24 protein-coding genes are annotated in these 20,936 nt (G+C 75.5%); 9 read left to right on the top strand and 15 right to left on the bottom strand.

All coding sequences use genetic code 11. The features are described from left to right. Positions 1-9 precede the first annotated feature (9 nt). Entirely contained in the window at positions 10-1,236 is a 1,227-nt protein-coding gene (locus EAH89_RS16470; RefSeq protein ID WP_140884789.1) for an acyltransferase family protein, read from the bottom strand. A gap of 127 nt (positions 1,237-1,363) precedes the next feature. Between EAH89_RS16470 and EAH89_RS16465 the strand changes: the two genes are divergently transcribed. Next, entirely contained in the window at positions 1,364-2,215 is an 852-nt protein-coding gene (locus tag EAH89_RS16465; RefSeq protein ID WP_140884787.1) for a M23 family metallopeptidase, read from the top strand. 15 nt (positions 2,216-2,230) lie between these two features. On the opposite strand, the gene EAH89_RS16460 is transcribed toward EAH89_RS16465, so the two are convergent. After that, positions 2,231-2,440, bottom strand: a complete 210-nt coding sequence (locus tag EAH89_RS16460; RefSeq protein ID WP_140884785.1) for a hypothetical protein — start codon at positions 2,438-2,440, stop codon at positions 2,231-2,233. 262 nt (positions 2,441-2,702) lie between these two features. On the opposite strand from EAH89_RS16460, the gene EAH89_RS16455 reads away from it, so the two are divergent. Next, a complete protein-coding gene (locus EAH89_RS16455; protein ID WP_140884784.1) occupies positions 2,703-2,930 on the top strand; it encodes a hypothetical protein in 228 nt (75 codons plus the stop codon). A 7-nt stretch (positions 2,931-2,937) separates the two neighbouring features. Here the strand turns inward: EAH89_RS16455 and EAH89_RS16450 are convergent, their stop codons facing one another. From EAH89_RS16450 to EAH89_RS16425, 6 genes are all read right to left on the bottom strand, one after another. Further along, complete coding sequence (locus EAH89_RS16450; protein WP_140884783.1) at positions 2,938-3,687, bottom strand: ATP-binding cassette domain-containing protein; 750 nt, start codon at positions 3,685-3,687, stop codon at positions 2,938-2,940. A 13-nt stretch (positions 3,688-3,700) separates the two neighbouring features. After that, complete coding sequence (gene devC / locus EAH89_RS16445; RefSeq protein ID WP_140884781.1) at positions 3,701-4,936, bottom strand: ABC transporter permease DevC; 1,236 nt, start codon at positions 4,934-4,936, stop codon at positions 3,701-3,703. After that, complete coding sequence (locus EAH89_RS16440; RefSeq protein WP_140884779.1) at positions 4,933-5,958, bottom strand: HlyD family efflux transporter periplasmic adaptor subunit; 1,026 nt, start codon at positions 5,956-5,958, stop codon at positions 4,933-4,935. Before EAH89_RS16440 ends, devC begins: the two co-directional genes overlap by 4 nt. Then, entirely contained in the window at positions 5,955-6,521 is a 567-nt protein-coding gene (locus EAH89_RS31310; RefSeq protein ID WP_161993632.1) for a TetR/AcrR family transcriptional regulator, read from the bottom strand. Before EAH89_RS31310 ends, EAH89_RS16440 begins: the two co-directional genes overlap by 4 nt. Positions 6,522-6,591: 70 nt before the next feature. Then, entirely contained in the window at positions 6,592-6,900 is a 309-nt protein-coding gene (locus tag EAH89_RS16430) for a putative quinol monooxygenase (RefSeq protein WP_140884777.1), read from the bottom strand. Positions 6,901-6,979: 79 nt separating this feature from the next. After that, positions 6,980-7,612, bottom strand: coding sequence for a histidine phosphatase family protein (locus EAH89_RS16425; protein WP_161993631.1), 633 nt, complete (start codon positions 7,610-7,612; stop codon positions 6,980-6,982). Positions 7,613-7,703: 91 nt separating this feature from the next. On the opposite strand from EAH89_RS16425, the gene thrC reads away from it, so the two are divergent. Next, entirely contained in the window at positions 7,704-9,104 is a 1,401-nt protein-coding gene (thrC, locus tag EAH89_RS16420) for a threonine synthase (RefSeq protein WP_140884773.1), read from the top strand. 10 nt (positions 9,105-9,114) lie between these two features. Here thrC and EAH89_RS31305 read toward each other — a convergent pair whose 3' ends face one another. Then, positions 9,115-9,273, bottom strand: coding sequence for a hypothetical protein (locus EAH89_RS31305; protein ID WP_161993630.1), 159 nt, complete (start codon positions 9,271-9,273; stop codon positions 9,115-9,117). A 94-nt stretch (positions 9,274-9,367) separates the two neighbouring features. Further along, the gene (locus EAH89_RS16415) at positions 9,368-10,864 is read right to left on the bottom strand and encodes a Dyp-type peroxidase (RefSeq protein WP_140884772.1); all 1,497 of its coding nucleotides are present in this window, start codon (positions 10,862-10,864) and stop codon (positions 9,368-9,370) included. 271 nt (positions 10,865-11,135) lie between these two features. On the opposite strand from EAH89_RS16415, the gene EAH89_RS32195 reads away from it, so the two are divergent. The 6 genes from EAH89_RS32195 (at position 11,136) to EAH89_RS16385 (ending at position 17,225) form a co-directional block, all read left to right on the top strand. Further along, a complete protein-coding gene (locus EAH89_RS32195) occupies positions 11,136-11,852 on the top strand; it encodes a restriction endonuclease (RefSeq protein ID WP_140884770.1) in 717 nt (238 codons plus the stop codon). A gap of 183 nt (positions 11,853-12,035) precedes the next feature. Then, positions 12,036-12,632 (top strand): EF-hand domain-containing protein, encoded by a 597-nt coding sequence (locus EAH89_RS16405; RefSeq protein ID WP_161993629.1) that lies wholly within the window; start codon positions 12,036-12,038, stop codon positions 12,630-12,632. Positions 12,633-12,777: 145 nt separating this feature from the next. Next, the gene (locus tag EAH89_RS16400; protein ID WP_140884767.1) at positions 12,778-14,082 is read left to right on the top strand and encodes a M16 family metallopeptidase; all 1,305 of its coding nucleotides are present in this window, start codon (positions 12,778-12,780) and stop codon (positions 14,080-14,082) included. Continuing rightward, positions 14,079-15,428: a TldD/PmbA family protein gene (locus EAH89_RS16395; RefSeq protein WP_241667054.1), complete on the top strand. Its 1,350-nt coding sequence runs from the start codon at positions 14,079-14,081 to the stop codon at positions 15,426-15,428. The genes EAH89_RS16400 and EAH89_RS16395 overlap by 4 nt, the downstream gene beginning before the upstream one ends. Positions 15,429-15,496: 68 nt before the next feature. Continuing rightward, positions 15,497-16,123, top strand: a complete 627-nt coding sequence (locus tag EAH89_RS16390; RefSeq protein ID WP_140884766.1) for a glutathione S-transferase family protein — start codon at positions 15,497-15,499, stop codon at positions 16,121-16,123. 118 nt (positions 16,124-16,241) lie between these two features. Then, a complete protein-coding gene (locus EAH89_RS16385; RefSeq protein ID WP_140884764.1) occupies positions 16,242-17,225 on the top strand; it encodes a Tim44 domain-containing protein in 984 nt (327 codons plus the stop codon). Positions 17,226-17,265: 40 nt separating this feature from the next. Here the strand turns inward: EAH89_RS16385 and EAH89_RS16380 are convergent, their stop codons facing one another. The 5 genes from EAH89_RS16380 to EAH89_RS16360 are packed head-to-tail and all read right to left on the bottom strand — an operon-like array spanning position 17,266 to position 20,890. Next, positions 17,266-17,802, bottom strand: a complete 537-nt coding sequence (locus EAH89_RS16380) for an NUDIX domain-containing protein (RefSeq protein ID WP_140884763.1) — start codon at positions 17,800-17,802, stop codon at positions 17,266-17,268. Continuing rightward, positions 17,799-18,515, bottom strand: a complete 717-nt coding sequence (gene fabG / locus EAH89_RS16375) for a 3-oxoacyl-ACP reductase FabG (protein WP_162861323.1) — start codon at positions 18,513-18,515, stop codon at positions 17,799-17,801. The genes EAH89_RS16380 and fabG overlap by 4 nt, the downstream gene beginning before the upstream one ends. Then, on the bottom strand, positions 18,512-18,919 hold the full coding sequence (locus tag EAH89_RS16370; protein WP_206667581.1) for a phosphotransferase: 408 nt from the start codon (positions 18,917-18,919) through the stop codon (positions 18,512-18,514). Before EAH89_RS16370 ends, fabG begins: the two co-directional genes overlap by 4 nt. Beyond that, positions 18,916-19,686 carry a beta-ketoacyl synthase chain length factor gene (locus EAH89_RS16365; RefSeq protein ID WP_140884762.1) on the bottom strand — a complete coding sequence of 257 codons (771 nt, stop codon included), beginning with the start codon at positions 19,684-19,686 and terminating at the stop codon, positions 18,916-18,918. The genes EAH89_RS16370 and EAH89_RS16365 overlap by 4 nt, the downstream gene beginning before the upstream one ends. Before the next feature lie 22 nt (positions 19,687-19,708). Continuing rightward, positions 19,709-20,890, bottom strand: coding sequence for a beta-ketoacyl-ACP synthase (locus tag EAH89_RS16360; RefSeq protein WP_206667580.1), 1,182 nt, complete (start codon positions 20,888-20,890; stop codon positions 19,709-19,711). Positions 20,891-20,936: the final 46 nt, after the last annotated feature.

The raw sequence follows: 20,936 nt of genomic DNA, 5'->3' as shown, positions 1-20,936 counted from the left end.
GCGCGGTGCTCAGGCCACGCCCCGCGACAGCCGGCGACCGAGCCGGTTGCCGGGCTTCTCCACGCCGAGGTGAAGCGCCCAGGCGAGGAGCGTGACGGGGACCAGGCTCAGGAAGCCGGACAGCGTCGGCCCCAGGCCCGCCTGCGCGAGGAGGACGAGGCAGGCCCAGGCCAGGGGAACGTGGACGAGGTAGAGCGGGTAGCTGATGTCGGCGACCCAGCGCAGGGGCGCCGTCCAGGCGCCGCGCGGCTTCAGCCAAGCGGCCGCGACGAAGAGCAGGATCGAGTAGAAGGCGTCCGCCAGGCTGACGCCGAGGGGGCCTGCCCGGAAGAACGGGCCGGCCCCGAGGAGGAAGACGACCCCGAGCACCCCCGCGACGGCGGCGCCCGCGGCCCTCCGCCCCTCGGAGTGCCCGCGGTAGAGCGCGGCGCCGATGAGCATGAAGTTCACGTAGACCAGCATGCCGCTGACCTGGACCGCGATCATGAGCACCGACGCGGGTAGGAGCGAGCCGTTGCGGCAGGCCTCCACCGCCAGCACGCCGCAGAGGCAGCCCACCGCCAGCCCGACGAGCGTGCCGAGGCGGATCCGCGGCACGGCGCAGGCGGTGGCTGCGATCAGCGCGTAGAAGACAAGTTCCGTCCGCAGGGTCCAGAGCACGGGAATGACAGGAAACGCGCCGACGAAATCGGCGAGCGCGAAGGCGGAGAACAGCACCGAACGCACCGAGTGCGGCGACACGCCGCCCGCCCAGGCGCAGTAGAGCGCCGTGACGCCCGCCGCCGCCAGCGAGGCCACGATGCAGAGCGGGAAGATCCGGAAGACGCGGCGGAGGATGAAGGCCAGCGGCGGCGTGCGGTCGATCGTCTGCAGGATGACGTAGCCGCTGATGAGGAAGAAGGTCCCGACGCCGAGGCCGCCGACATTGGCGCCGGTGGACCGCGTCAGGACGTCGCCCAGGATGCCGATGACGTTCTGCTGGTAGGCGTCCGGGCCGAAGAGGGGCCCTTCCGGAAGCGGGAGCCAGAGGGAGACCGTCGGCCCGTCGTTGACGCCCACCATGAAGACATGACCCACGGTGACCAGCAGCACCGCGACCGCGCGCAGCACGTCCAGCCAGACGATCCGGCCCGCCTCCGCCACGCCGCGCGAGGAAGGCAGGCTCGGCGCAGGGCAGGAACCCGGGCGGCCCGCGACGTCCCGCAGCGCCGCCGGGCCCAGCAGGAGCCCGTTCAAACTGAGATCCCGTTCAACCTGGGCGGCTCCGGATCGGGTGGGGGGGCATCACACAGAACAGGGGGGCCAACAAGTCAAATCCCCCTCGGCCTACCCATCGCCCCCCCCCGGGGGCAAGATCGGCCGGATGCCTTTCTTCCCCTCCCGGTCCGCGATCCCCGCCACCCGCCTGCCCCGCCGCGCGGCGCTCGCCCTGCCGGCGCTCCTCCTCGCCCGCCCCGCGGCCGCGGCCCTCGTCCTGCCGGAGCGCGTCGCCCAGGGCGCCCTCGTCACCGGCCGCGCCGAGCCCGGCAGCCGCGTCGCATTCGAGGGGCGCGCGCTGCGCGTCTCGCCGGCGGGGGTCTTCGCCTTCGGCCTCGGCCGCGACGCCGGCCCGGAGGCGACGCTCGCCGTCACCGCCCCGGGCGGCGCGCGCGAGGAGCGGCGCCTGGCCGTCCTGCCGCGCGCCTGGGACATCCAGCGCCTGGAAGGCCTTCCCGGCCGCATGGTCACCCCTGACGCCGAGGACATGGCGCGCATCCGCGCCGAGCAGGAGCGCCTGAACGCCGCCCGCCGCACGGACACGGCCACCCCCTACTTCGCCGAGGGCTTCGACTGGCCCGCGCGCGGCCGGATCAGCGGCGTCTACGGCAGCCAGCGCATCCTGAACGGCCAGCCCCGCGCCCCGCATCTCGGCCTCGACATCGCGGTGCCCGTGGGAACGCCCCTCATGGCGGCGGCGGGCGGGCGCGTCACCCTGGCCGAGAACCTCTACTTCACCGGCAACACCCTGCTGATCGAGCACGGCCACGGCGTGACCACCCTCTACGCCCACCTGTCGGGGATCGACGTCCGGCCGGGCGAGGAGGTCCGCCGCGGGCAGGTCGTCGGCGCCTCGGGCGCCACGGGGCGGGTCACCGGGCCCCACCTGCATCTCGGGCTGTTCTGGCTCTCGACCTCGCTCGATCCCCGGCCGGTGCTCCCGGACGGGGAGCGCTGAGGCGGCCGAGTCGGATCAGGCCGGCGCGCTGGGCAGGGCGGCCGCCGGGATCACCGTCGCGGCGGCGACGGGAAGGCCGGTGCCGGCCGCCGGCCCGTCCTCCCGAACCGCGCCCTCCTCGCAGGCCGTCCCCACGGCGGGGCGGAAGCCGGCGAGGGCGGGACGGTCGCCGCGAAGCAGGACGCGCGGCGGGAAGTAGTCCCGGCCCGGCTGAAGAACACGCATCGACGGCCTCCGACGGACCAGCGGCCGCAGCCTGCCTACCGTGAGTTGCAAAGATGACTCGCTGACTCGCCATACACGCGTTCTTGATCAAATGACAATCATGAGGCGCGTGCCCCGGGCCAGCCCCCGCCCTGGCCGCGGAGAGGGTGATGAACGGGTGTGCCCCGGGCCCGTTTCACCCTGCGCGACCCCGTTCCGGAAAAACGACGCCCGGGGTGCGCGGTGAACCTTTTGTTCAGCGCCTGCCCCGACAGTCCGGCGCATGCACCCCTCCATCGAGACCGAGGCGACCGCCCCGGCCCCCCTCGCATCCGCCGTCACGCCCCCCATCGTGGCCGTCTTCCACAGCGACGCGCAGGCCCAGGCCGCGGTCGAGGCCGCCGGGGCCGAGATGATCCGCAACCCCTCCCCGGGCGTCGTCTTCCTGCGCCCGGAGCCGGGCCTGGCCGCGCGGCTCTACGCGGCCGGGGCGGGCGTCGTGGTGTCCTAGGCGCGGCTCAGCCGCGCGGCGCCCCGCCCGGCGCGGCGAGCCCCGCCGGGGCGCCCGCCGGCAGCACGGAGGCGGCGCTCCCGCTCACCACCCGCCCGTCCTCCATCATCACGATCCGGTCCGCGACGTCCAGGATGCGCGGGTCGTGCGTGACGAGCAGGATCGCCGTGCCGCGGGACCGCGCGAGGTCGCGCAGCAGCCGCACCACCTCGCCGCCGCTCGCCCGGTCCAGCGCCGCCGTGGGCTCGTCGGCCAGCACGAGGCTCGGGGCGTGCACCAGCGCCCGCGCCACCGCCACGCGCTGCCGCTGCCCGCCCGAGAGCTGGCCGGGCAGCTTCTCCGTGTGCTCGGCGAGGCCGACGGCGGCCATCATCTCCCCCGCCCGCGCCAGCCGCGCCCGCTCCTCGATGGCGCCGTCCAGCTCCAGCGCCATGGCGACGTTCTGCCGCGCGGTGAGGAAGCCGAGCAGGTTGTGGCTCTGGAAGATGAAGCCGATCCGTTGGCGGAGCGAGACGCGCACCCCCTCCCCGGCCCCCGCCAGCTCCTGCCCGAGCACGCGCAGCGACCCCGCCTGCGCCGCCCGCAGCGCGCCCACCAGCGTCAGCAGCGTCGTCTTGCCGCTGCCGGAGGGCCCGGTGAGGATGACGATCTCCCCGGGAGCCACGCGCAGCGCGACGTCCCGCAGCACCTCCCGCCGCAGCGCGCCGTCCCCGTAGGCGTAGGTCACGCTCTCGAGCTCGATGGGGTCGCCCAGCATCAGCGGCGCCCCATCAGAACATGTCCGCGGGGTTGGCGTCGCGCAGCTTGCGCGAGGCCAGCAGCCCCGCCGCCGCGCACATACCGAAGATCATCACCAGCACCCAGGCCGCGCGCTCGACGGTCATGTTCAGCGGCAGGAAGGTCGCGTCCGCCACCACGCCGTAGAGGATGGAGGAGATCACCGTCCCCGGCACGAAGCCGAGCACGGCGAGGATCCCCGCCGCCCCCAGCACGACCCGCCCGAGATAGCCGCTGGAATAGCCGAGCGCCTTGAGCGTCGCGTATTCCTTCAGGTGCCCCGCGATGTCGCTGAACAGCACCTGGTAGACGATCACCATCCCCACGATGAGCCCCATGAGGCTGCCGAAGGAGAAGATGAAGCCGATCGGCGTCGCCTCCTCCCAGTAGCGGCGCTCGTGCGCGCGCAGCTCCGCCTGGGTCAGCACGCCGACATCGGGGGGCAGGATGGCGCGCAGCGCCGCCTGGGTGGCCAGCAGATCCGCGCCCGGCCGCAGCCGGATGGCGCCGAGGTCCACCAGGGACGCCTTCCGCGCGCTGACGACGCGGCGGAAGTTCACCTCCGACACCACGGCGTTGCCGTCCGCCCCGAAGGAGGAGCCGAGCTCCACCGTGCCGACCACGCGCAGGTCGCGGTTGCCGATCTGCACGGGGAAGGCCCCGCGCTCGGCCAGCATCGCCGTCACCGGCCCGAACTCGGGGCGCGAGCGCGCGTCGAAGGCGAAGCTGTCGGGCTGCTTCAGCGCCTCCCGCACGGAGGCGAGGCCGGGCAGGTCCAGCACCCCCGCCTCCACGTCGAAGCCGATGAGCTGGATCGTGCGCCGCGTGCCCGTCGCCGGGTTCCGGAAGCTCGACTGCGCGAGATAGACCGGCGCCGCCGCCGCCACCCCCTCCACCGCCAGCGCCTGGGACACCCGCGCCCGCGGGATCGGCTCCGGCCGGAAGGAGGCGAGCGTCATCGGGCTCATCAGGAACAGGTCCGCCCGCATGGCGCCGATGAGGGTCGTCGCGCTCTCGAACAGCGCCGAGCGGAAGCCGAGCTGCATGAAGACGAGCATGCAGGCGAACATCACCCCCGCGATGGCCGAGGCCAGCCGCGCCTTCTCGGAGCGGAGCTGCCGCCAGGCGAGCCGCACGGCCAGCCGCGTGGAGGCCGCGAGGCCCGGCGGCTTCGGCGCCTCCCGCGTGCCGGGCGGGGGGAGGACGCGGAGTTCGGTGAGCGCGTTCACGGCTGGATGGCCACCTGCACCTGCATGCCCGATCGCCGCGAGAGCGCCGCCCGCGCCGCCTCGTCGAGGGTGAGCCGCACCTCCACCGTGCGCGCGTCCACCGCGGCCACGGGGTCGGTGCCGGCCTGGGTCGTGCGGCGCACCACCCAGCCGATCTCGCGCACCACGGCGTTGAGGCGCGCGGCCTCGCCGGGCACGACCACTTCGGCCGGGGCGCCGGGGCGGAGGCGCGGCAGGTCGGTCTCGTAGACATCCGCCACGACGTCGAGCCGCGAGAGGTCTCCCATCTCGAGCACCCCCTCGCTCCCCACCGCCTCGCCCTCGCGCGCGATGACGCGGAGCACCGTGCCGTCGGCGGGCGCGCGGAGTCGGGCGAGCGCGGCGTCGGCCCGCGCCCGGGCCAGCCCCCCCTGCGCCGCGGCCAGGTCGGCCTCGGCGCGGGCGATGTCCTCGGCGCGCGGGCGGCGCAGCGTCGCCAGCTCCGCCTCGGCCGCCGCGCGCTCGGCGGTCCGCTGCGCCGCGAGGTAGCGGTTGCGCTCGGCGTTCGCCGCCGCCCCGGCGCCGGAGGCGACGAGGGACTGGGAGCGCCCGGCGTCGCGCATCGCGGTCTCCTCCGCCGCGCGCAGCGCCTCGACGCGCGCCTCGGCGGCCGCGAGCTCGCTCTCGCTTCCCCCCGCGCGGGTGCGGGCGAGGGTGGCCGCCGCCTGCGCGGCCCGCCCCGTCGCCTCCTCCACGGAGGCGTCGCGCTGCGCGGCGTCGGCGAACTCCGCGAGGACCTGCCCCGCCGCCACCCGGTCGCCCTCCGTGACGAGCAGCCGGTCCAGCCGCGCGCCGCTCGCGGGGGCGGCGAGGCGGCGGATGCGACCGGCGGGCTCCACCCGGCCCAGCGCCCCCACCCCGATCGGCCCCGCGGCCGCCGCGGAGGCCACGGGCGGGGGCGGCGCGAAGGGGCCGAGGCCCGCGGACCAGGCGCCGGCCCCGGCCGCCAGCGCGACCAGCGCGAGCCAGCCCAGCGCCCTCACGCGCCGCGCTCCAGCAGGCCGTGCAGCGTGGCGCGCAGCGCCGCCAGCTCCGCGGGCCCGGGCTCGTAGAGCTGGAACAGGCGCGCCATGAACAGCCCGTCCCCCGCCATCATGGCGGCCGCCGCGACGCCGGGGGGCGTGCCGTCCGCCACCGCCTCCGCCCGCACCCGCGCGAAGAAGGCGCGGACGGGGTCGAGCAGGGCGGGGTCGTGGTGGAAGGCGGCCAGCAGCACCGCGGCGGCCCGCGAATGGGCCTCGAGGATGTGCGGCTCGTCGAAGGTGAAGGCGAGGCAGGCGCGCACCGCCCGCCCCGGTCCCTCGGGCTGCGCGGCCAGCATCGCCTCGTAGTCCGCGGCGATGCGGTCGGCCAGGCGCTGCATCAGCGCGACCAGCAGCGCCTCCTTCGAGGCGAAGTGGTAGAGCAGCCCGCCCTTGGAGATCCCCGCCTCCCGCGCGGCGCCCTCCAGCGTCAGGGAATGGACGCCGCGGGCGCGGACGATGGCCTCGGCGGCGTCAAGGACGCGGGTGCGGGCGCCGGGCGGGGCGACGGGGTCGAGCGGCATGGCGGTCCACTATACCGGCTGGACGGTAAAGAACAGCCGGAAATGCCACGCCCGTCCGGCGAGATCCCGATCAGGCGTCCGTCAGCACGTGGATGGTCCGGCCCGCCAGCATCTCCCGCGTGGCCTTGCCGTAGGCGACCATGTGCGGCGCCGCCCCGTGCGCCCGCAGCGCCTCCGCGCTCGCCCACTTCTCGATCACGATGAAGCTGTCCGGCCCGATCGGCGTCTGGGCCGGGCCGAAATCGGGCTCGTCGACGACGGGCAGGTACTCGATGCAGCCCTCCTCGGCCAGGACGGCCGGGCAGTTCGCCTGGAAGAGGCGCAGCACCGCCTCCCGCTGGCCGGGCTTGGCGGTGATGATGGCGACGACGTGGATCACGCGGTTCTCTCCCTTTGCAGCCCCCAGGCTAGGCCGGGCGCGCGCGGCTGGGCACCCTCCCCCCGGCGGGCCTGGCCGCTCAGCAGCCGTGGAAGCCGCCACCCGGCAGCGGCGCCAGTTCCAGGATGCCGAGCACCCGGCTGGCCCCGCCCGGCTCCACCGCCGCGAAGGCGCCCTCCGGCAGCGCCCGCCCGCCGACCTCCGGCCCCGCGACCATGATGAAGGGCGTGCGGTGCCCGACCAGCACGCGGTTCGCCCCGGGCGGCACGGGGTCGGCCAGCAGCCGGCGGTGCCCCTCCAGCACCTCGGCCAGCCGGCCGCCCGCGTAGTCGTCGGCGTTGAGGTCGTCCGTCACCCGCACGCGCGCCGCGCCGAAGGCGGCCTCGGCCGTGTCGCGGGCGCGGAGGACGGGGCCGGCCAGCACGGGAAGGGCGACCGGGATGCCCAGTTCCTCCATCCGCCGCCCGATCGCCGCCGCCTGCGCGCGGCCGGCGGGGGAGAGGTTGCGCTGCCCCTCGCGGTCGCCGAGGCGGAAGCTCCGGTCGCAGGGCTCGCCCCGCGTGTCGGCGTGGCGGAGGAAGAGCACCAGCCCCCCGGCCCGCAGCCGCGCCAGCAGCGCCTCCCCCTCCGGCGTCCCCGGCCGGGCCGGCGCCCGCTCCTGCGCCAGGGCCGGCACGGCGAGGACGGAGAGGAGGAGCGCGCGCCGGATCATCCCCGCATCCTGCCACGCCCGGCGCGGCCAAGAAGCACCCATGCGCCGCGCGGCATTCCGGCGCGCGGGGCTTTCCGCTAAGCCCCCGTCCATGCGCTACGTCTCCACCCGCGGCGAGGCCGCCCCCCGCTCCTTCGAGGGCGTCCTCCTGGCCGGCCTGGCCGAGGATGGCGGCCTCTTCCTGCCGGAGACCTGGCCCACCCTGTCCCCCGCCGAGTGGGAGGCGCTGCGCGGCCTGCCCTACCCGGACCTGGCCGCCGACATTATCGGCCGCTTCGCCGGCGACGCCTTCGCCCCCGGCGTGCTGCTGGCCATGTGCCGGGACGCCTATGCCGGCTTCGACACGCCCGCCGTCGCCCCCCTGGTGCAGCTCGACGAGCGCCGCTTCGCGCTCGAGCTCTTCCACGGCCCGACGCTGGCCTTCAAGGACTTCGCCCTCCAGCTTCTCGGCCGGATGTTCGACCACGTGCTCGCCCGGCGCGGCCAGCGCATCACCATCGTCGGCGCCACCTCCGGCGACACGGGCTCCGCCGCCATCGAGGCCTGCCGGGACCGCGACAGCCTCGACATCGTCATCCTCCACCCCGAGGGCCGGACGAGCGCCGTGCAGCGCCGGCAGATGACGACCGTGCTGTCGCCGAACGTGCGCAACATCGCGGTCCACGGCGACTTCGACACCTGCCAGGACCTGGTGAAGGCCATGTTCAACGACGCGCCCTTCCGCGCGGAGATGAACCTCTCGGCGGTGAACTCCATCAACTGGGCGCGCATCGCCGCGCAGATCCCCTACTACGTCGCCTCCGCCCTCGCGCTCGGCGCCCCCGCGCGCGAGGTCGCCTTCGCCGTGCCCACGGGTAACTTCGGCAACGTCTTCGCCGCCTGGGCCGCGCGCGCCATGGGCCTGCCGGTCTCGACCCTCATCATCGGCGCCAACCGCAACGACATCCTCGCCCGCTTCATCGGCGCCAACGACATGACGGCGCGCCCGGTGGCGCCCAGCCTCTCGCCGAGCATGGACATCCAGGTCTCCTCGAACTTCGAGCGCCTTCTCTTCGAGCTCCTCGGCCGCGATGGGGCGAAGACCGCCGCCACCATGCGCGCCTTCCGCGAGACCGGTGCCATGCCCGTGCCCGACGAGGCCTGGCGCGCGGCCACCGCCCTCTTCCGCGCCCACGCCGTGTCCGACGAGGAGACGGTCGCGGAGATGCGCCGCCTGCACGCCCAGGGCTACGACGCCGACCCGCACACCGCCGCCGGCACTGCCGCCAGCCACGCCTGCCCGCCCGAGGACGCGCGCACGCCCATCATCGTCGCCGCCACCGCCCATCCCGCGAAGTTCCCGGACGCGGTCGAGAGGGCCACGGGCGCCCGCCCGGCCCTGCCGCTGCACCTCGCGGACCTCTACGAGCGCGAGGAGCGCTTCACGGTGCTGCCCGCCGACCTCGCGACCATCGAGGCGGCGGTGCGGAGCCACGCGCGCCGCAACGCCTGAGAGCGCCGCGCTAGGCGCCCTTCCGCTCCGGGCCGTCCGTCTCGGCGCGGCCCCGGGCCTCGCCGGCCTCGGGGCTCGCGCCGCCTCCCAGTTGCTCCAGCTTCCGCTTCACCCGCCGGTCCTCTTCGGTCAGGGGCGGCGGGTCCTTGGGCGCGACGCCCGGCGGCACGGAGTCGCCGGGGTCGTGCGCGTGCTCGTGCTATGGGGCCATGGGTCTTCCCTCCCGCGGGAGAGCGCCCCCGCGCGGGTCGGGTTGCGCCGCCTCAGAGCCCCACGCTTCGCAGGAAGGAGAGCGACGGCGCGAAGAAGTACTCGCCGCCCTTCAGGTGCACGAAGTTCTCGAAGGAGAGGGTCTTCGGCACCGCGCCCGGCGTGTGGCCGTCGAGGTAGCGGTGCGCGCGCTCCGCCGCCGTCGCGGTCTGCCCGATGACGGGATCGACCCCGGTCGACGGGCGCCCGGCGGCCGGGTTGAGGTTGCCGACGAAGGACGGGTTGTTCGCCCAGCTCCTCTGCGTGAACTCGAACCCCGCCTCCAGGCTCGCCATGTAGGCCATGAACAGAAGCCCCGAATCGTGCTGGGGCTCGCGGCCCGCGTCGGCGAACTCGCTCCCGTCGGCGCTCATCGGGCGGGGGGCGCCGTAGGTGATGCCGCGCCGCGCCATGATCGGCGCGCGGTCGGCGGCGTCATCGGGCAGCTTCAGCTCCCGCCGGATGTCGCCGCGCGGGTTGGTCTTGCGGATATGCGCGTGGAAGGGGCACTTCGCGCCCTTCGGGTCGTCGGCGTAGGTGAAGCCGTTGGGCACCGCCTGGCGCCTCTCCCCGTCGTGCAGGGTCAGGGGCGTCCCGTCCTCGAAGCGCCCGACGACCATCGCGCCCGCCCGGTCGCTCTGCTGCGCCGTGGGCTTGCCGAACAGCGCCCGCGCCAGCGCGTCCTCCGCCGCGTTGAAGCCGCGCACGTCCTGCTCGAGCTTGCGGAAGACGAAGTAGCTGCCGGCGGCGTGCGGCGTGCGGCCGTTCGGGTCGGCGACGATGAACTGCGAGGGCTTGAAGGCCGGCGACCAGGCCTCGCCGCCCGGCTCCGCCGCCAGGGCCTGCCGCTCGCGATCGAGGTCCTCGCGCAGGAACAGCGGCTGGCTGCGCCCGTCGACGTAGCCGAAATGCTCCACGCCCTCGGGGTCCGCGTCGGGCCGGAAGCGGCGGTGCTGCTGCAGCCCGCGCTCGATGACGAGGATCCGCGCGCCGGTGCCGTTGAGCCAGGACTCGATGATCTCGAGGTCCTCCGTCACCGCCGCCGGGTGGGCGTTGGCCAGCAGGATCAGCGCGTCGGGCTCGCCGTCGCGCCAGCCCACCCGGTCCCAGCGCGCCCGCTCGGGATCGCCCAGTACCTCGCGCCGCGCCGCCATCCCCGCCGCGAAGGCCTCGCCGGCGGGCAGCCCCGCGTGCGGCCCGAGCGCGCGGTAGCCGCGGGCCGAGAGGAAGAAGCAGCGCACCGGCCCGCCGTCGAGATAGGGCGGGTTGCGCCGGTTCCGCAGGAGCTGCGCGTAGGCGCTCGTGCAATGCGCCCCCATCGCGCGCACCAGCGCGGCCACCGCGCCCGGCGCCATGCCGTCGAAGGTGAGGAACAGGTGCGCCGCGTGCGAGCGCCCGTGGCCCTTGAGGATGTTCGCCTGCAGGTCGGACAGGAAGGTCCGCAGGTCGGCGTCGGTCGCCGCCGCCGTCCAGCTGACCGGTTCGTCCAGGATCGCCGCGAGGTCGGCCATGGTCGTCTCTCCCAAACCCGTGGCGGCCGGCGGAAGGGGCTCCGCGGCGGCACGAGGAGGGCAGGCTGGATCCGGGGGCGCCGCAGCGCTGTGACGGCGGTCACAGGAAGAAAGTAGCGCCCGTTAAGGATCAGTTAGACTCCGTCGTTGAAGTTCTCTCTGAGGAACGGCACCTAAAAACCCTGTCCGGACGCGTTCTTCCGAGTCGCAAGCCCCGGCAGGCCGCCGGCGGCGCGCCGGAACCGCCAGGGCGAGGAAGGGAGGGTTCGGGATGGCGCTGCTGCTCGCGGCCCTCGCCCTTCTCGCCCTCGCGGCCCTCCTCGTCCTCCTGCACGGCATCCCCGCCGAGGAACCGGCCCCGCCGCCGCCCCCCAGCCTCACCCCGCGCCAGTTCGAGCAGCACTGCGGCGACGTGCTCGCCGCCCGCGGCTGGTCCGTCGCCGTCGGCCGCGGCTCGGGCGACCAGGGGGTGGACGTGCTGGCCCGCAAGGACGGCCGCGCCCTCGTCATCCAGTGCAAGCTCCACACGCGCCCCGTCGGCAACAAGGCCGTGCAGGAGGCGCTCGCCGGGCGCGGCTACGCGGGGGCGGACGCGGCCGCGGTGGTCTCCAACGCCCCCTACACCGCCGCCGCCCACGCGCTGGCGGCGCGCGTCGGCGTGCTGCTGCTGCACGTCTCCGACCTGCCGAGGGTGGAGCGGCTGGTGGACTGGCCCGACGCGCCCGCCTCCCCCCGGCCGGAGGCGGCGCCCGCCCGCGCGAAGCGCCGCCGCCCGCGCCGGCCCGCGGCGGCGCCGGCGCGGCGCTCCCCGGCCATGCCGGTCGCCGCGGCCCTCCTCGCCGGCATCATCCTCCTCGTGCCGCACCGGGGGCCGGAGCCGCCCGCGCCCCCCCAGCCCGCCGCGCGCCCCGCTCGCCCCCGCCCGCCCGCCGTCGCGGTGGAGCAGCCCGAGGGCGCCCCGTCCCTCCGCGCCCGCCGGGCTGCCTAGGGGAACACCGGCCGCGCCCGGCCAGGCGCGGGCGTGATCATGGCCTCACTCTTGCGCGGCCGCCCTGCCCCGCCACCGCGGGGCCGCGACGGGCCAGGCCCGCCGCGCCACCTTCCACAAGGGAACAGGACCGTGCAGGTCTCGTCAGCCTCCAGCGCCCAGGCGCCGGAAGGGATGAAACGGATGCGGGAGAGGACCTTCTCCCGCGCCGACCAGGACAACAGCGGCGGGCTCAGCCTGGACGAGTTCCGTTCCATGGCCCCCGGCAAGAACGGCCGCGTCCCGGCCGAACCGGCCGGTCAGGCGACCGGCACGGACCGCGCGGCGGCGATCTTCGCCAAGCTGGACGCGAACGGGGACGGCAGCGTCACCCCGGCGGAGCTCGAGGCCGGGCGCCCGCGGGGCCACCGCCACGGCGGCGCGCCGGGCGGCGCCTTCGCCTCGGGCGCGATGTCCGCCCTCCTCTCGGGTCAGGAGGCCTCGGGCACCCCCGGCGCCGGCCCCTCGCCGGGCGACCTCTTCGCCCGCCTCGACACGAACGGCGACGGCAGCCTGACCGCCACGGAGTTCCAGGCGGGCAGGCCGCCTCCCGGCGGGCCGCGTGGCGGGACCGACCGGCTGGGCCTTCCCTCCTCCCGGAGCGACGGCACCGACGGCAGCGCGAGCGCCGGCAGCACCCGGAAGGCCGAGGCGCTGGCCGCGCTGGTGCGGAAGGCGCTGGAGAACTACCTCTCCGCCGGCCGGGCGCCCTCCGCCCCGGACACCCTGGCCCGCGCGTGAGCGTCCGGGCGGGCCGGCAAAAGGCCGCCCCCCGGTCCCCACCGCGGATCGTCGGACGCCGCTTCCCCCCACGCCTCGCACCGGCCGCCCTTCCGCCCTACATTGGGCGGACGAAGCGTCCCCACTCCGGAAGCCCCCTCCCCGCATGACCGAGTCCACCCTCGCCGCCGCGACCGACCCCGCAACGGGCGGCGCGATCCGCCTCACCCGCCTGCCGAACGGCCTGACCGTGGTGTCCGACGCCATGGAGCGCGTCGAGACCGCCTCCATCGGCGCCTATGTCCACACCGGCACGCGCGACGAGACGGCCGAGGAGAACGGCGTCTCCCACTTCCTCGAGCACATGGCCTTCAAGGGCACCGAAAAGCGCGACGCCCAGGCCATCGCGCGCGAGATCGAGGCGGTGGGCGGCCACCTCAACGCCTACACGGCGCGCGAGACCACTGCCTACTACGCCAAGGTTCTGAAGGAGGACCTGCCGCTCGCCGCCGACATCCTCGGCGACATCCTGACCCACTCCACCTTCATCCCCGAGGAGGTGGAGCGCGAGCGCGGCGTGATCCTGCAGGAGATCGGCCAGGCGAACGACACGCCTGATGACATCGTCTTCGACCACTTCCAGGACCGCGCCTTCCACGACCAGCCCATGGGCCGCCCGACCCTCGGCCCCGCCGGCATCATCGAGACGCTGCCGCGTGAGGCGCTGACCGGCTACATGCGCCGCCACTACGGCCCGTCGCGCATGGTGGTGGCCGCCGCCGGCGCCGTGGACCACGACAACCTCGTGGAGCTCGCGAAGCAGCACTTCGCCGACCTGCCCCGCATCGACCAGCACGAGGCCGAGCCCGCCCGCTACACCGGCGGTGAGTTCCGCGAGGAGCGCGACCTCGACCAGGTGCACCTGCTGCTCGGCTTCCCCGGCCCCGCCTACGGCGACGCCATGCACCACCCGACGATGCTGCTCTCGACCATCCTCGGCGGCGGCATGTCGTCGCGGCTGTTCCAGGAGATCCGCGAGCGCCGCGGCCTCGTCTACTCCGTCTACTCCTTCCACTCGCCCTACCGGGATTCCGGCCTCTTCACGATCTACGCCGGCACCGGCGAGGAGCAGGCGGCCGAGCTCATGCCGGCCGCGCTGGAGGAGCTTCGCCGCATCCAGCACGACGTGACCGAGGAGGAGCTCGCCCGCGCCAAGGCGCAGCTCCGCGCCTCCGTGCTCATGTCCCTCGAATCCACGGGTTCCCGCTGCGAGCAGCTCGCCCGCCAGCTCCAGGTCCACGGCCGCATCATCCCGGTGGAGGAGACCAAGGCCCGCATCGCCGCGGTCACGGTGGAGCAGGTCCAGCAGGCCGCCGCCCGCGTCTTCCGCGCAGCGCCGACGCTCGCCGCCCTCGGCCCCGCCGGGCGCGTGCCGCACCTTCCCGAGGTGGTCGAGAGGCTGGCGGCGTGAGCGAAGTCCTCTCCAAGGCCGACCCGCGCGAGACGCTGGCCGAGCTCGTCGCCGCCGCCCGCGCGGCCGGGGCGGACGCGGCCGACGCCATGCTCGCGGCTGGCGCCTCGCTCTCCCTCCAGATGCGCCTCGGCGAGGTCGAGAACGTCGAGCGCGCGGAGGGCTTCGACATCGGGCTGCGCGTCTTCCTCGGGAAGCGCCAGGCGATCGTCTCCACCACCGACGCCGACCCCCGCGGCTTCGCGGGCCTCGCCGAGCGCGCCGTCGCCATGGCCCGCGCCGTGCCGGAGGACCCCTTCGGCGGCCTGCCCGACCGCGTGCCGGCGCTGGCCGACCTGCCGCTCGACATGGACGACGGCGTCGAGCCCGACGTCGCGCGCCTCACCGAGCGCGCCCGCCGCGCCGAGGACGCCGCCCGCGCCATCGCCGGCGTCACCAATTCCGAGGGCGCGGAGGCCGGCTGGAGCCGGACCGTGATCGCGCTCGCCGCCTCCAACGGCTTCGCGGGCACCTACACCCGCAGTGGCCATAGCCTCTCCGTCACGGCGCTCGCCGGGCAGGGCACGGGGATGGAGCGCGACTACGACTACGCCTCCGCCACCCACCTGTCGGACCTCGACGACCCCGAGACGCTCGGCCGCAACGCCGGGGAGCGCGCGGTGCGCCGCCTGAACCCGATCCGCCCGCCGACCGCGCGCCTGTCCGTGGTCTACGACCCCCGCGTCGCCGGCTCGATCCTCGGCCACCTCGTGGGCGCCGCCAACGGCGCCTCGGTGGCCCGCGGCACGAGCTTCCTGCGGGAGAGGATGGGCACCCAGGTGATGGCCAAGGGCCTCACTCTCCGCGACGACCCCACCCGCCCCCGCGGCCCCCGCTCCCGCCCCTTCGACGCCGAGGGGATGCCCACCGCGCCGCTCGCCATCGTCGAGGACGGGGTGCTGAACCACTGGCTGCTCGACTGGCGCGCGGCGCGGCAGCTCGGCCTCGCCTCCAACGGCCGCGCCTCCCGCTCGGTCGGCGGCACGCCCTCGCCGTCGACCACCAACCTCTGGCTGGAGCCGGGCACGCTCTCGCCGGAGGCTCTGATGTCCGACATCGCCGAGGGGCTCTACGTCACGGAGATGATCGGCAGCAGCATCAACGGCCTGACCGGCGACTACAGCCGCGGCGCCTCCGGCTTCATGATCCGGGGCGGGCAGCTCGCCGAGCCCTTCTCGGGCGTCACCATCGCCGGGAACCTGCTGGAGATGTTCCTGAACATCACCCCCGCCAGCGACCTCCGCTTCCGCCGCGGCACCGACAGCCCGACGCTCCGGATCGAGGGGCTGACCATGGCGGGGGCCTGATCCCCGCCCCTGATCAACATCTTGGGGGCGTGCTATCGGCTCCTCGCCAACGATCGAGGAAACGGTGCATGCCCCTGAAGCTCTACGGCGTCCTGCGCTCCCGCGCGACGCGCCCCGTCTGGACCGCCATGGAGCTCGGCCTCGATTTCGAGCACGTCCCGGTCATCCAGGCCTATCGCCTGAAGGACCCCGCGGCCCCCGACGCGCCGCTCAACACCGCCTCCCCCGCCTTCCGGGCGGTCAACGCCAACGGGCTGATCCCCGCGATGGACGATGACGGCTTCGTCCTGCACGAGTCCTTCGCCATCGGCCTCTACCTCGCCCGCAAGCACGGCGGCCCGCTCGCGCCGCGCGACGCGAAGGAGGAGGGGCTGGCGGTGATGTGGGCGCTCTGGGGCATGGGCCTCGAGGCCGACGCGCTGGCCATCGTGCAGAAGCGCGAGCCCGAGGCCGCGGCGGCCCGCCTCCGCGCGCCCTTCGCCGTGCTGGACGCCGCCCTGGCCGAGGGCGGCGGTCACCTGCTGGGCGGCCGCTTCACCGTCGCCGACATCAACCTGGCCGAGGTGCTCCGCTACGCCCAGCCCGCGACGGCCCTCTTCGAGAAGAGGCCCCACATCCAGGCCTGGATCACCGCCTGCCAGGCCCGCCCGGCCTTCCAGGCGATGATGCGGAAGCGGGAGGCGGAGCCGGCCTGAGGCGGCCCCCGGCGCGGCCCGGGCGGCCGCGCCGCCCTTTGAGGGGCCCCCATGGAAACCAGCGGCCTTTCCACTATATTACACCGTTGTGAGAAACCAGTCCCGGAGCACCCACCCCATGCGCCGCCGCGCCCGCCTCCTGGCCGCGTTCGCCGCCCTGAGCCTCGCGCTCGGTCCCGCCATCGCCGAGGCGCGTCCCGGCGGCGGCTTCTCCTCGGGCAGCCGCGGCTCCCGCAGCTACAGCCCGCCGCCGACCACCCGGACCGCGCCGGAGACCGCGACGCCCTTCAACCGCACGGAAGCGCCGCGCGGGAACCCCGGCGCCACGAACCCGGGCTTCCAGCCGCGCCCTTCGCCCTCCTACACCACGCCCAACCGGGGCGGGATGTTCGGCGGCGGCTTCATGTCGGGGCTGATGGGCGGCCTGCTGGGCGCGGGCATCGCGGGGATGCTGTTCGGCCACGGCGCCTTCGGCGGCATGTCGGGCGGCGCCGGCTTCCTCGGCTTCCTCCTCCAGCTCGCCCTCATCGCCGGCATCGTCTGGCTGGTGCTCCGCGTCATCCGCAGCCGCCGCGCCGAGGCGCCGGGCATGCCCGCCATGGCCGGCCCCGGCCCACGTGGGGCCGTGCCGAACGCCTACGCCCGCGAGATGGACGGCAACACCATGGGCGGCGCCGGCGGCCAGGCCGCCACCCGCCCGCTGCAGGTCGGCGAGGCCGACTTCGCGGCCTTCGGCAACAGCCTCGTCGCCATCAACCAGGCCTGGTCGGCCGGTGACGTCGCGGCGCTGCGCCGCCTCTCCACCCCGGAGATGGCCCGCTACTTCGAGGGCGACCTGCGCGACCTCGCGGCCCGTGGCTGGCGGAACCAGACGAGCGACGTCCGCCTCGAGGCCGGCGACCTCGCCGAGGCCTGGTCGGAGAACGGCACGGACTACGCGACGGTCGCCATGCGCTTCAGCCTCGTGGACGTGACCCGCGACGCCGCGGGGTCGGTGGTGGAGGGCAACCCGAACGCCCGGCAGACCACCACCGAGATCTGGACCTTCGCCCGCCGCCCGGGCGAGCCCTGGATCCTCTCGGCGATCCAGCAGACGAAGTAAGGCGCGAAAGCCCCGGGAGGGTCCCCCCTCCCGGGGCTTCCTATATCAGCCCCTTCAGCCGCAGCAGGCCGAAGGCCGCGATGCTCATCGCGTCCCGGATCACCCCGTCGCGCAGCATGGCCTCCAGCTCCCCGATCGCGAAGTCCCGGCTCACGAGGTCCGCCTCGGTCGCCTCCCGCGCGGTCTCGCCCCGCGTCAGCTCCGTCGCCAGGAAGACGTGGCCGCGCTGGTTGCAGTAGCCCGCGCCCTGGAACATCCCCCCGGCATAGGTCATGCGCCCCGCCACGAGCCCCGTCTCCTCCCGCAGCTCGCCGGCGGCGATGGCGGCGGGGTCGGTGCCGGGGCGCGTCTCCCACATGCCCATGACGAACTCCCAGAGCCGCTCCCGCACGGGGTAGCGGTACTGCTCGACGAGCGTCACCCGCCCGTCCTGCACGGGCACGACCACCACGAAGTCCGAGCGCTCCACCACGCCGTAGAGGCCCTCCGTCCCGTCGGGGCGGCGGATGATGTCCTCGCGCAGCCGCGTCCAGGGGTTCTCGTAGGCGATGCGCGTCGACAAGGTCTCGATGGTCACGCCATCCCTCCGTTGATCGAGATGACCTGCCCGGTGATGTAGGCCGCGCGCGGGGAGGCGAGGAAGGCGACGAGCTCCGCCACCTCCTCCGGCCGGCCCGCCCGGCGCGCGGGCACCAGCGCGCGGAGCTGCTCCTTCGTGAAGGCCTCGGTCGCCGGGCTCTCGATGATGCCGGGCGCCACCGCGTTCACCGTGACGCCGCGCGGCGCGCACTCCATCGACAGCGACTTCACCGCGCCGTGCAGCCCCGCCTTCGCCGCCGCGTAGTTCGCCTGCCCCCGGTTGCCCATCACGCCCGAGACCGAGGAGATCGCGACGATCCGCCCCGCGCGCGTGCCGATCATCGGCAGCAGCAGCGGCTGCACGAGGCGGAAGAAGCCGTTCAGCGACACGTCGACCACCGAGTGCCACTGCCGCGCGGACATGCCGGCCATCGGCGCGTCGTCGTGCAGTCCGGCGTTGTGCACCACGGCCTGCACCGGCCCGCCCTCCAGCAGCCGCGCCAGGGCGGCGCCGCAGGCGTCGTCATCGGTCAGGTCGAAGGCCACCGCCTCCGCGCTGCCGCCCGCCGCGGCGATCCCGTCCGCCACGTCCCGCGCGCGATCCGGGTTGCCGCTGCCGTGGACGATGACGTGGTGCCCGTCCCGCGCCAGCGCGCGCGAGATCGCCGCGCCGATGGGGCTCGCGCCCCCGCTCACCAGGGCACGGATCATGCGGTCTCCGGGAGGATGATGGCGGCCTGGCCGGAGACCAGCGCCCGGCCCTCCGCCGAGACCTCGAAGGCGTAGACGAAGCCCCGCGCCGCCCGCGACAGCGCGCGCGCCGAGACGAGGAGGTCGGCCTCGACGTCGTCCAGCCGCGCGGCGTGCAGCGCGACGCCACGCAGGCTGGCGAGATACCCCGCGGGCTGCGGCCCGTCGCCGGTCAGCGCCCCGTGCGCGGCCATGGCCTGCAGCGCGTACTCCACCCCGCAGACCGCCGGCAGCGCGCCGTCCCGCCGCAGCGGGTTGCCGGGATCGCGGTGAGAGACCGCCGCGCAAAGGATGCTCTCCGCGTCGTGCGACACCACGCGGTCGAGCAGGCGCATGGCCCCGCCATGGGGCACGACCGGCGTCACGCGCCGACCTCGACCACCACCGCCCCGCCATCGGCCAGGCCGAGGCCGATCCGCGCCGCCTCGCGCCGGGCGAGGGCGCGCAGCAGCGGCAGCGAGCGCGCCGCGGGGTTGCCGCGTGCCAGGCCCTCCCACGCCCCCGCCGGGGTCTCCTCCGCCCCCACCGCCATCTCCACGGAGAGCGACACGCCGCCTGAGGGCACCAGCACCAGCGCCGCGGCGAAGGGCGCCTCGGTCGGGCGCTTGGCGTCGAGCGGCGCCGTGAGCGGCGCGTCGTAGGCGCAGAACAGCACGGGCACCCCGCGCGCGACGACGTTGGCCACCGCCTGCACCAGCCCCGTCGCGAAGCTGTCGTCGTGCCCGCCGAGGCTCACCGAGGCGCGGGTCGAGCCCATGGCGATGCCCCAGTAGCCCGCCGCCGCGTTGTGGACGGAGTTGTGGAACTGCGTCGGCGAGATGGCGCCGTCCGGCGCCGTCAGCGCCTCCAGGATGGAGCCCACCACGGCGCCGTCCCCGTTGGAGGAGGCGAAGACCGTCTCCAGGCCGTCGGGCGCGAGCCCCGACCCCGCCGCGGCCTCGGCGGCGGCGGCCAGGGCGAGGCGGACGGAGGGGCTCGTGCGGCGCCGCTCGGTCGGCGGCAGGGCGGCCGGCGGCGGCAGGGCGACGGGCGCGGGCTCCCAGGGCACCTCCCCCGCCAGCACCGTGCGCCCCGCGGCCCAGCCGGCCAGGCCCGGGCCGATCAGGCCGATGCCCGCGATGCCGCACCTCACCGGGACGTCCTCCGCGGCCCGCTCACGCCCGCCCGATCACCAGGGCGAGGTTGCTGCCGCCGAAGCCGAAGGAGTTGCTCAGCACGCGCCGCACCGGCGCGGCCCGGTTCCCCACCGCCACGTCCACGCCGAACTCCGGGTCCGGCGTCTCCACGCCCAGGCACCCCGGCACCAGCCCGTCCTCCACGCAGATCGCGGCGATCACCGCCTCCAGCGCGCCCGAGGCGCCGAGCGTGTGCCCGGACCAGCCCTTGGTGGAGGAGCAGGGCACGCCCTCCCCGAAGAGGGCGCGGAGCGCGTTCCCCTCCATCGCGTCGTTCGCCCGCGTGCCGGTGCCGTGCATGTTGACATAGTCCACCGGCCCCTCGCCGGCCGCCGCCAGCGCGGCCCGCATGGCGGCCACCGCGCCCAGCCCCTCGGGGTGGGGGGAGGACATGTGGTGCCCGTCCGCGCTCGCCCCGGCGCCGAGGAGGGCGACGGTGCCGGGCGCCGCGTCCTCCGCCCGCACCAGCAGCACGAGCGCCCCGGCCTCGCCGATTGAGATCCCGTCCCGGTCCGCGGCGCAGGGCCGGCAGGCCGCCTTCGAGAGAAGCTCCAGCGCCCGGAAGCCGTGCAGCGTCATCCGGCAGAGCGTGTCCACCCCGCCCACCACCGCGGCGTCGCAGAGCCCGGCCGCGATCATCACCTGGGCCTCCAGGAAGCTCCGCGCGCCCGAGGTGCAGGCGGTGGAGATCGAGACCGCGGGGCCGGAAAGCCCCAGCCGCGCCCGGACGTAGCGCGGCAGGGCGTGCAGGTCGTGGGTGTGGGTGAAGTCGAATTCCGCCGGCAGCGCCCCGTCCGCGCCGCGCCGGGCATAAGCCTCCTCGGTCTCCGCGATGCCGGAGGTGCTGGTGCCGAGCACCACAGCCACGCGCTGCGGCCCGTAGCGGTCGGCCGCCGCCGCCACGGCCTCCGCGAAGCCGTCTGTCCGCAGCGCCATCTCCGCCAGCCGGTTGTTGCGGCAGACGTAGCGCGAGAGGGCCTCCGGCAGCGCCACCGCCTCCAGCCCCGGCACGCGGCCGACCCAGATGCCCTCGGGCATCCCCGGCAGGTCGCAGGGCGCGAGCCCGCCGCGCCGGGCGTGCAGCGCCTCCCGCGTGGCCGCGGCGCCGGTGCCCATGGCGCTGACGGTGCTCCGGGCGGCGAGGGCGAGAGGGGGAAGCATGGGTGACATCTGACGGCTCTATCGCATCGGGCAAGCCCGCTGTGCA

Source organism: Muricoccus nepalensis (genome assembly GCF_006438825.1).
GTDB classification, from domain to species: domain Bacteria; phylum Pseudomonadota; class Alphaproteobacteria; order Acetobacterales; family Acetobacteraceae; genus Roseomonas; species Roseomonas nepalensis.
This window is presented reverse-complemented; position numbering and strand designations above follow the sequence as displayed.

Coding starts and splice junctions, on each gene's coding strand:
- fabG (WP_162861323.1), bottom strand. CDS start 18,515: ATGATCCGTGCCCTGGTGAGCGGGGGCGCGAGCCCCATCGGCGCGGCG.
- EAH89_RS16405 (WP_161993629.1), top strand. CDS start 12,036: ATGCGGGAGAGGACCTTCTCCCGCGCCGACCAGGACAACAGCGGCGGG.
- EAH89_RS16460 (WP_140884785.1), bottom strand. CDS start 2,440: ATGCGTGTTCTTCAGCCGGGCCGGGACTACTTCCCGCCGCGCGTCCTG.
- EAH89_RS16385 (WP_140884764.1), top strand. CDS start 16,242: ATGCGCCGCCGCGCCCGCCTCCTGGCCGCGTTCGCCGCCCTGAGCCTC.
- EAH89_RS31310 (WP_161993632.1), bottom strand. CDS start 6,521: ATGCCGCTCGACCCCGTCGCCCCGCCCGGCGCCCGCACCCGCGTCCTT.
- EAH89_RS32195 (WP_140884770.1), top strand. CDS start 11,136: ATGGCGCTGCTGCTCGCGGCCCTCGCCCTTCTCGCCCTCGCGGCCCTC.
- EAH89_RS16415 (WP_140884772.1), bottom strand. CDS start 10,864: ATGGCCGACCTCGCGGCGATCCTGGACGAACCGGTCAGCTGGACGGCG.
- EAH89_RS16390 (WP_140884766.1), top strand. CDS start 15,497: ATGCCCCTGAAGCTCTACGGCGTCCTGCGCTCCCGCGCGACGCGCCCC.
- EAH89_RS16360 (WP_206667580.1), bottom strand. CDS start 20,890: ATGCTTCCCCCTCTCGCCCTCGCCGCCCGGAGCACCGTCAGCGCCATG.
- EAH89_RS16450 (WP_140884783.1), bottom strand. CDS start 3,687: ATGCTGGGCGACCCCATCGAGCTCGAGAGCGTGACCTACGCCTACGGG.
- EAH89_RS16425 (WP_161993631.1), bottom strand. CDS start 7,612: ATGATCCGGCGCGCGCTCCTCCTCTCCGTCCTCGCCGTGCCGGCCCTG.
- EAH89_RS16465 (WP_140884787.1), top strand. CDS start 1,364: ATGCCTTTCTTCCCCTCCCGGTCCGCGATCCCCGCCACCCGCCTGCCC.
- EAH89_RS16400 (WP_140884767.1), top strand. CDS start 12,778: ATGACCGAGTCCACCCTCGCCGCCGCGACCGACCCCGCAACGGGCGGC.
- thrC (WP_140884773.1), top strand. CDS start 7,704: ATGCGCTACGTCTCCACCCGCGGCGAGGCCGCCCCCCGCTCCTTCGAG.
- EAH89_RS16455 (WP_140884784.1), top strand. CDS start 2,703: ATGCACCCCTCCATCGAGACCGAGGCGACCGCCCCGGCCCCCCTCGCA.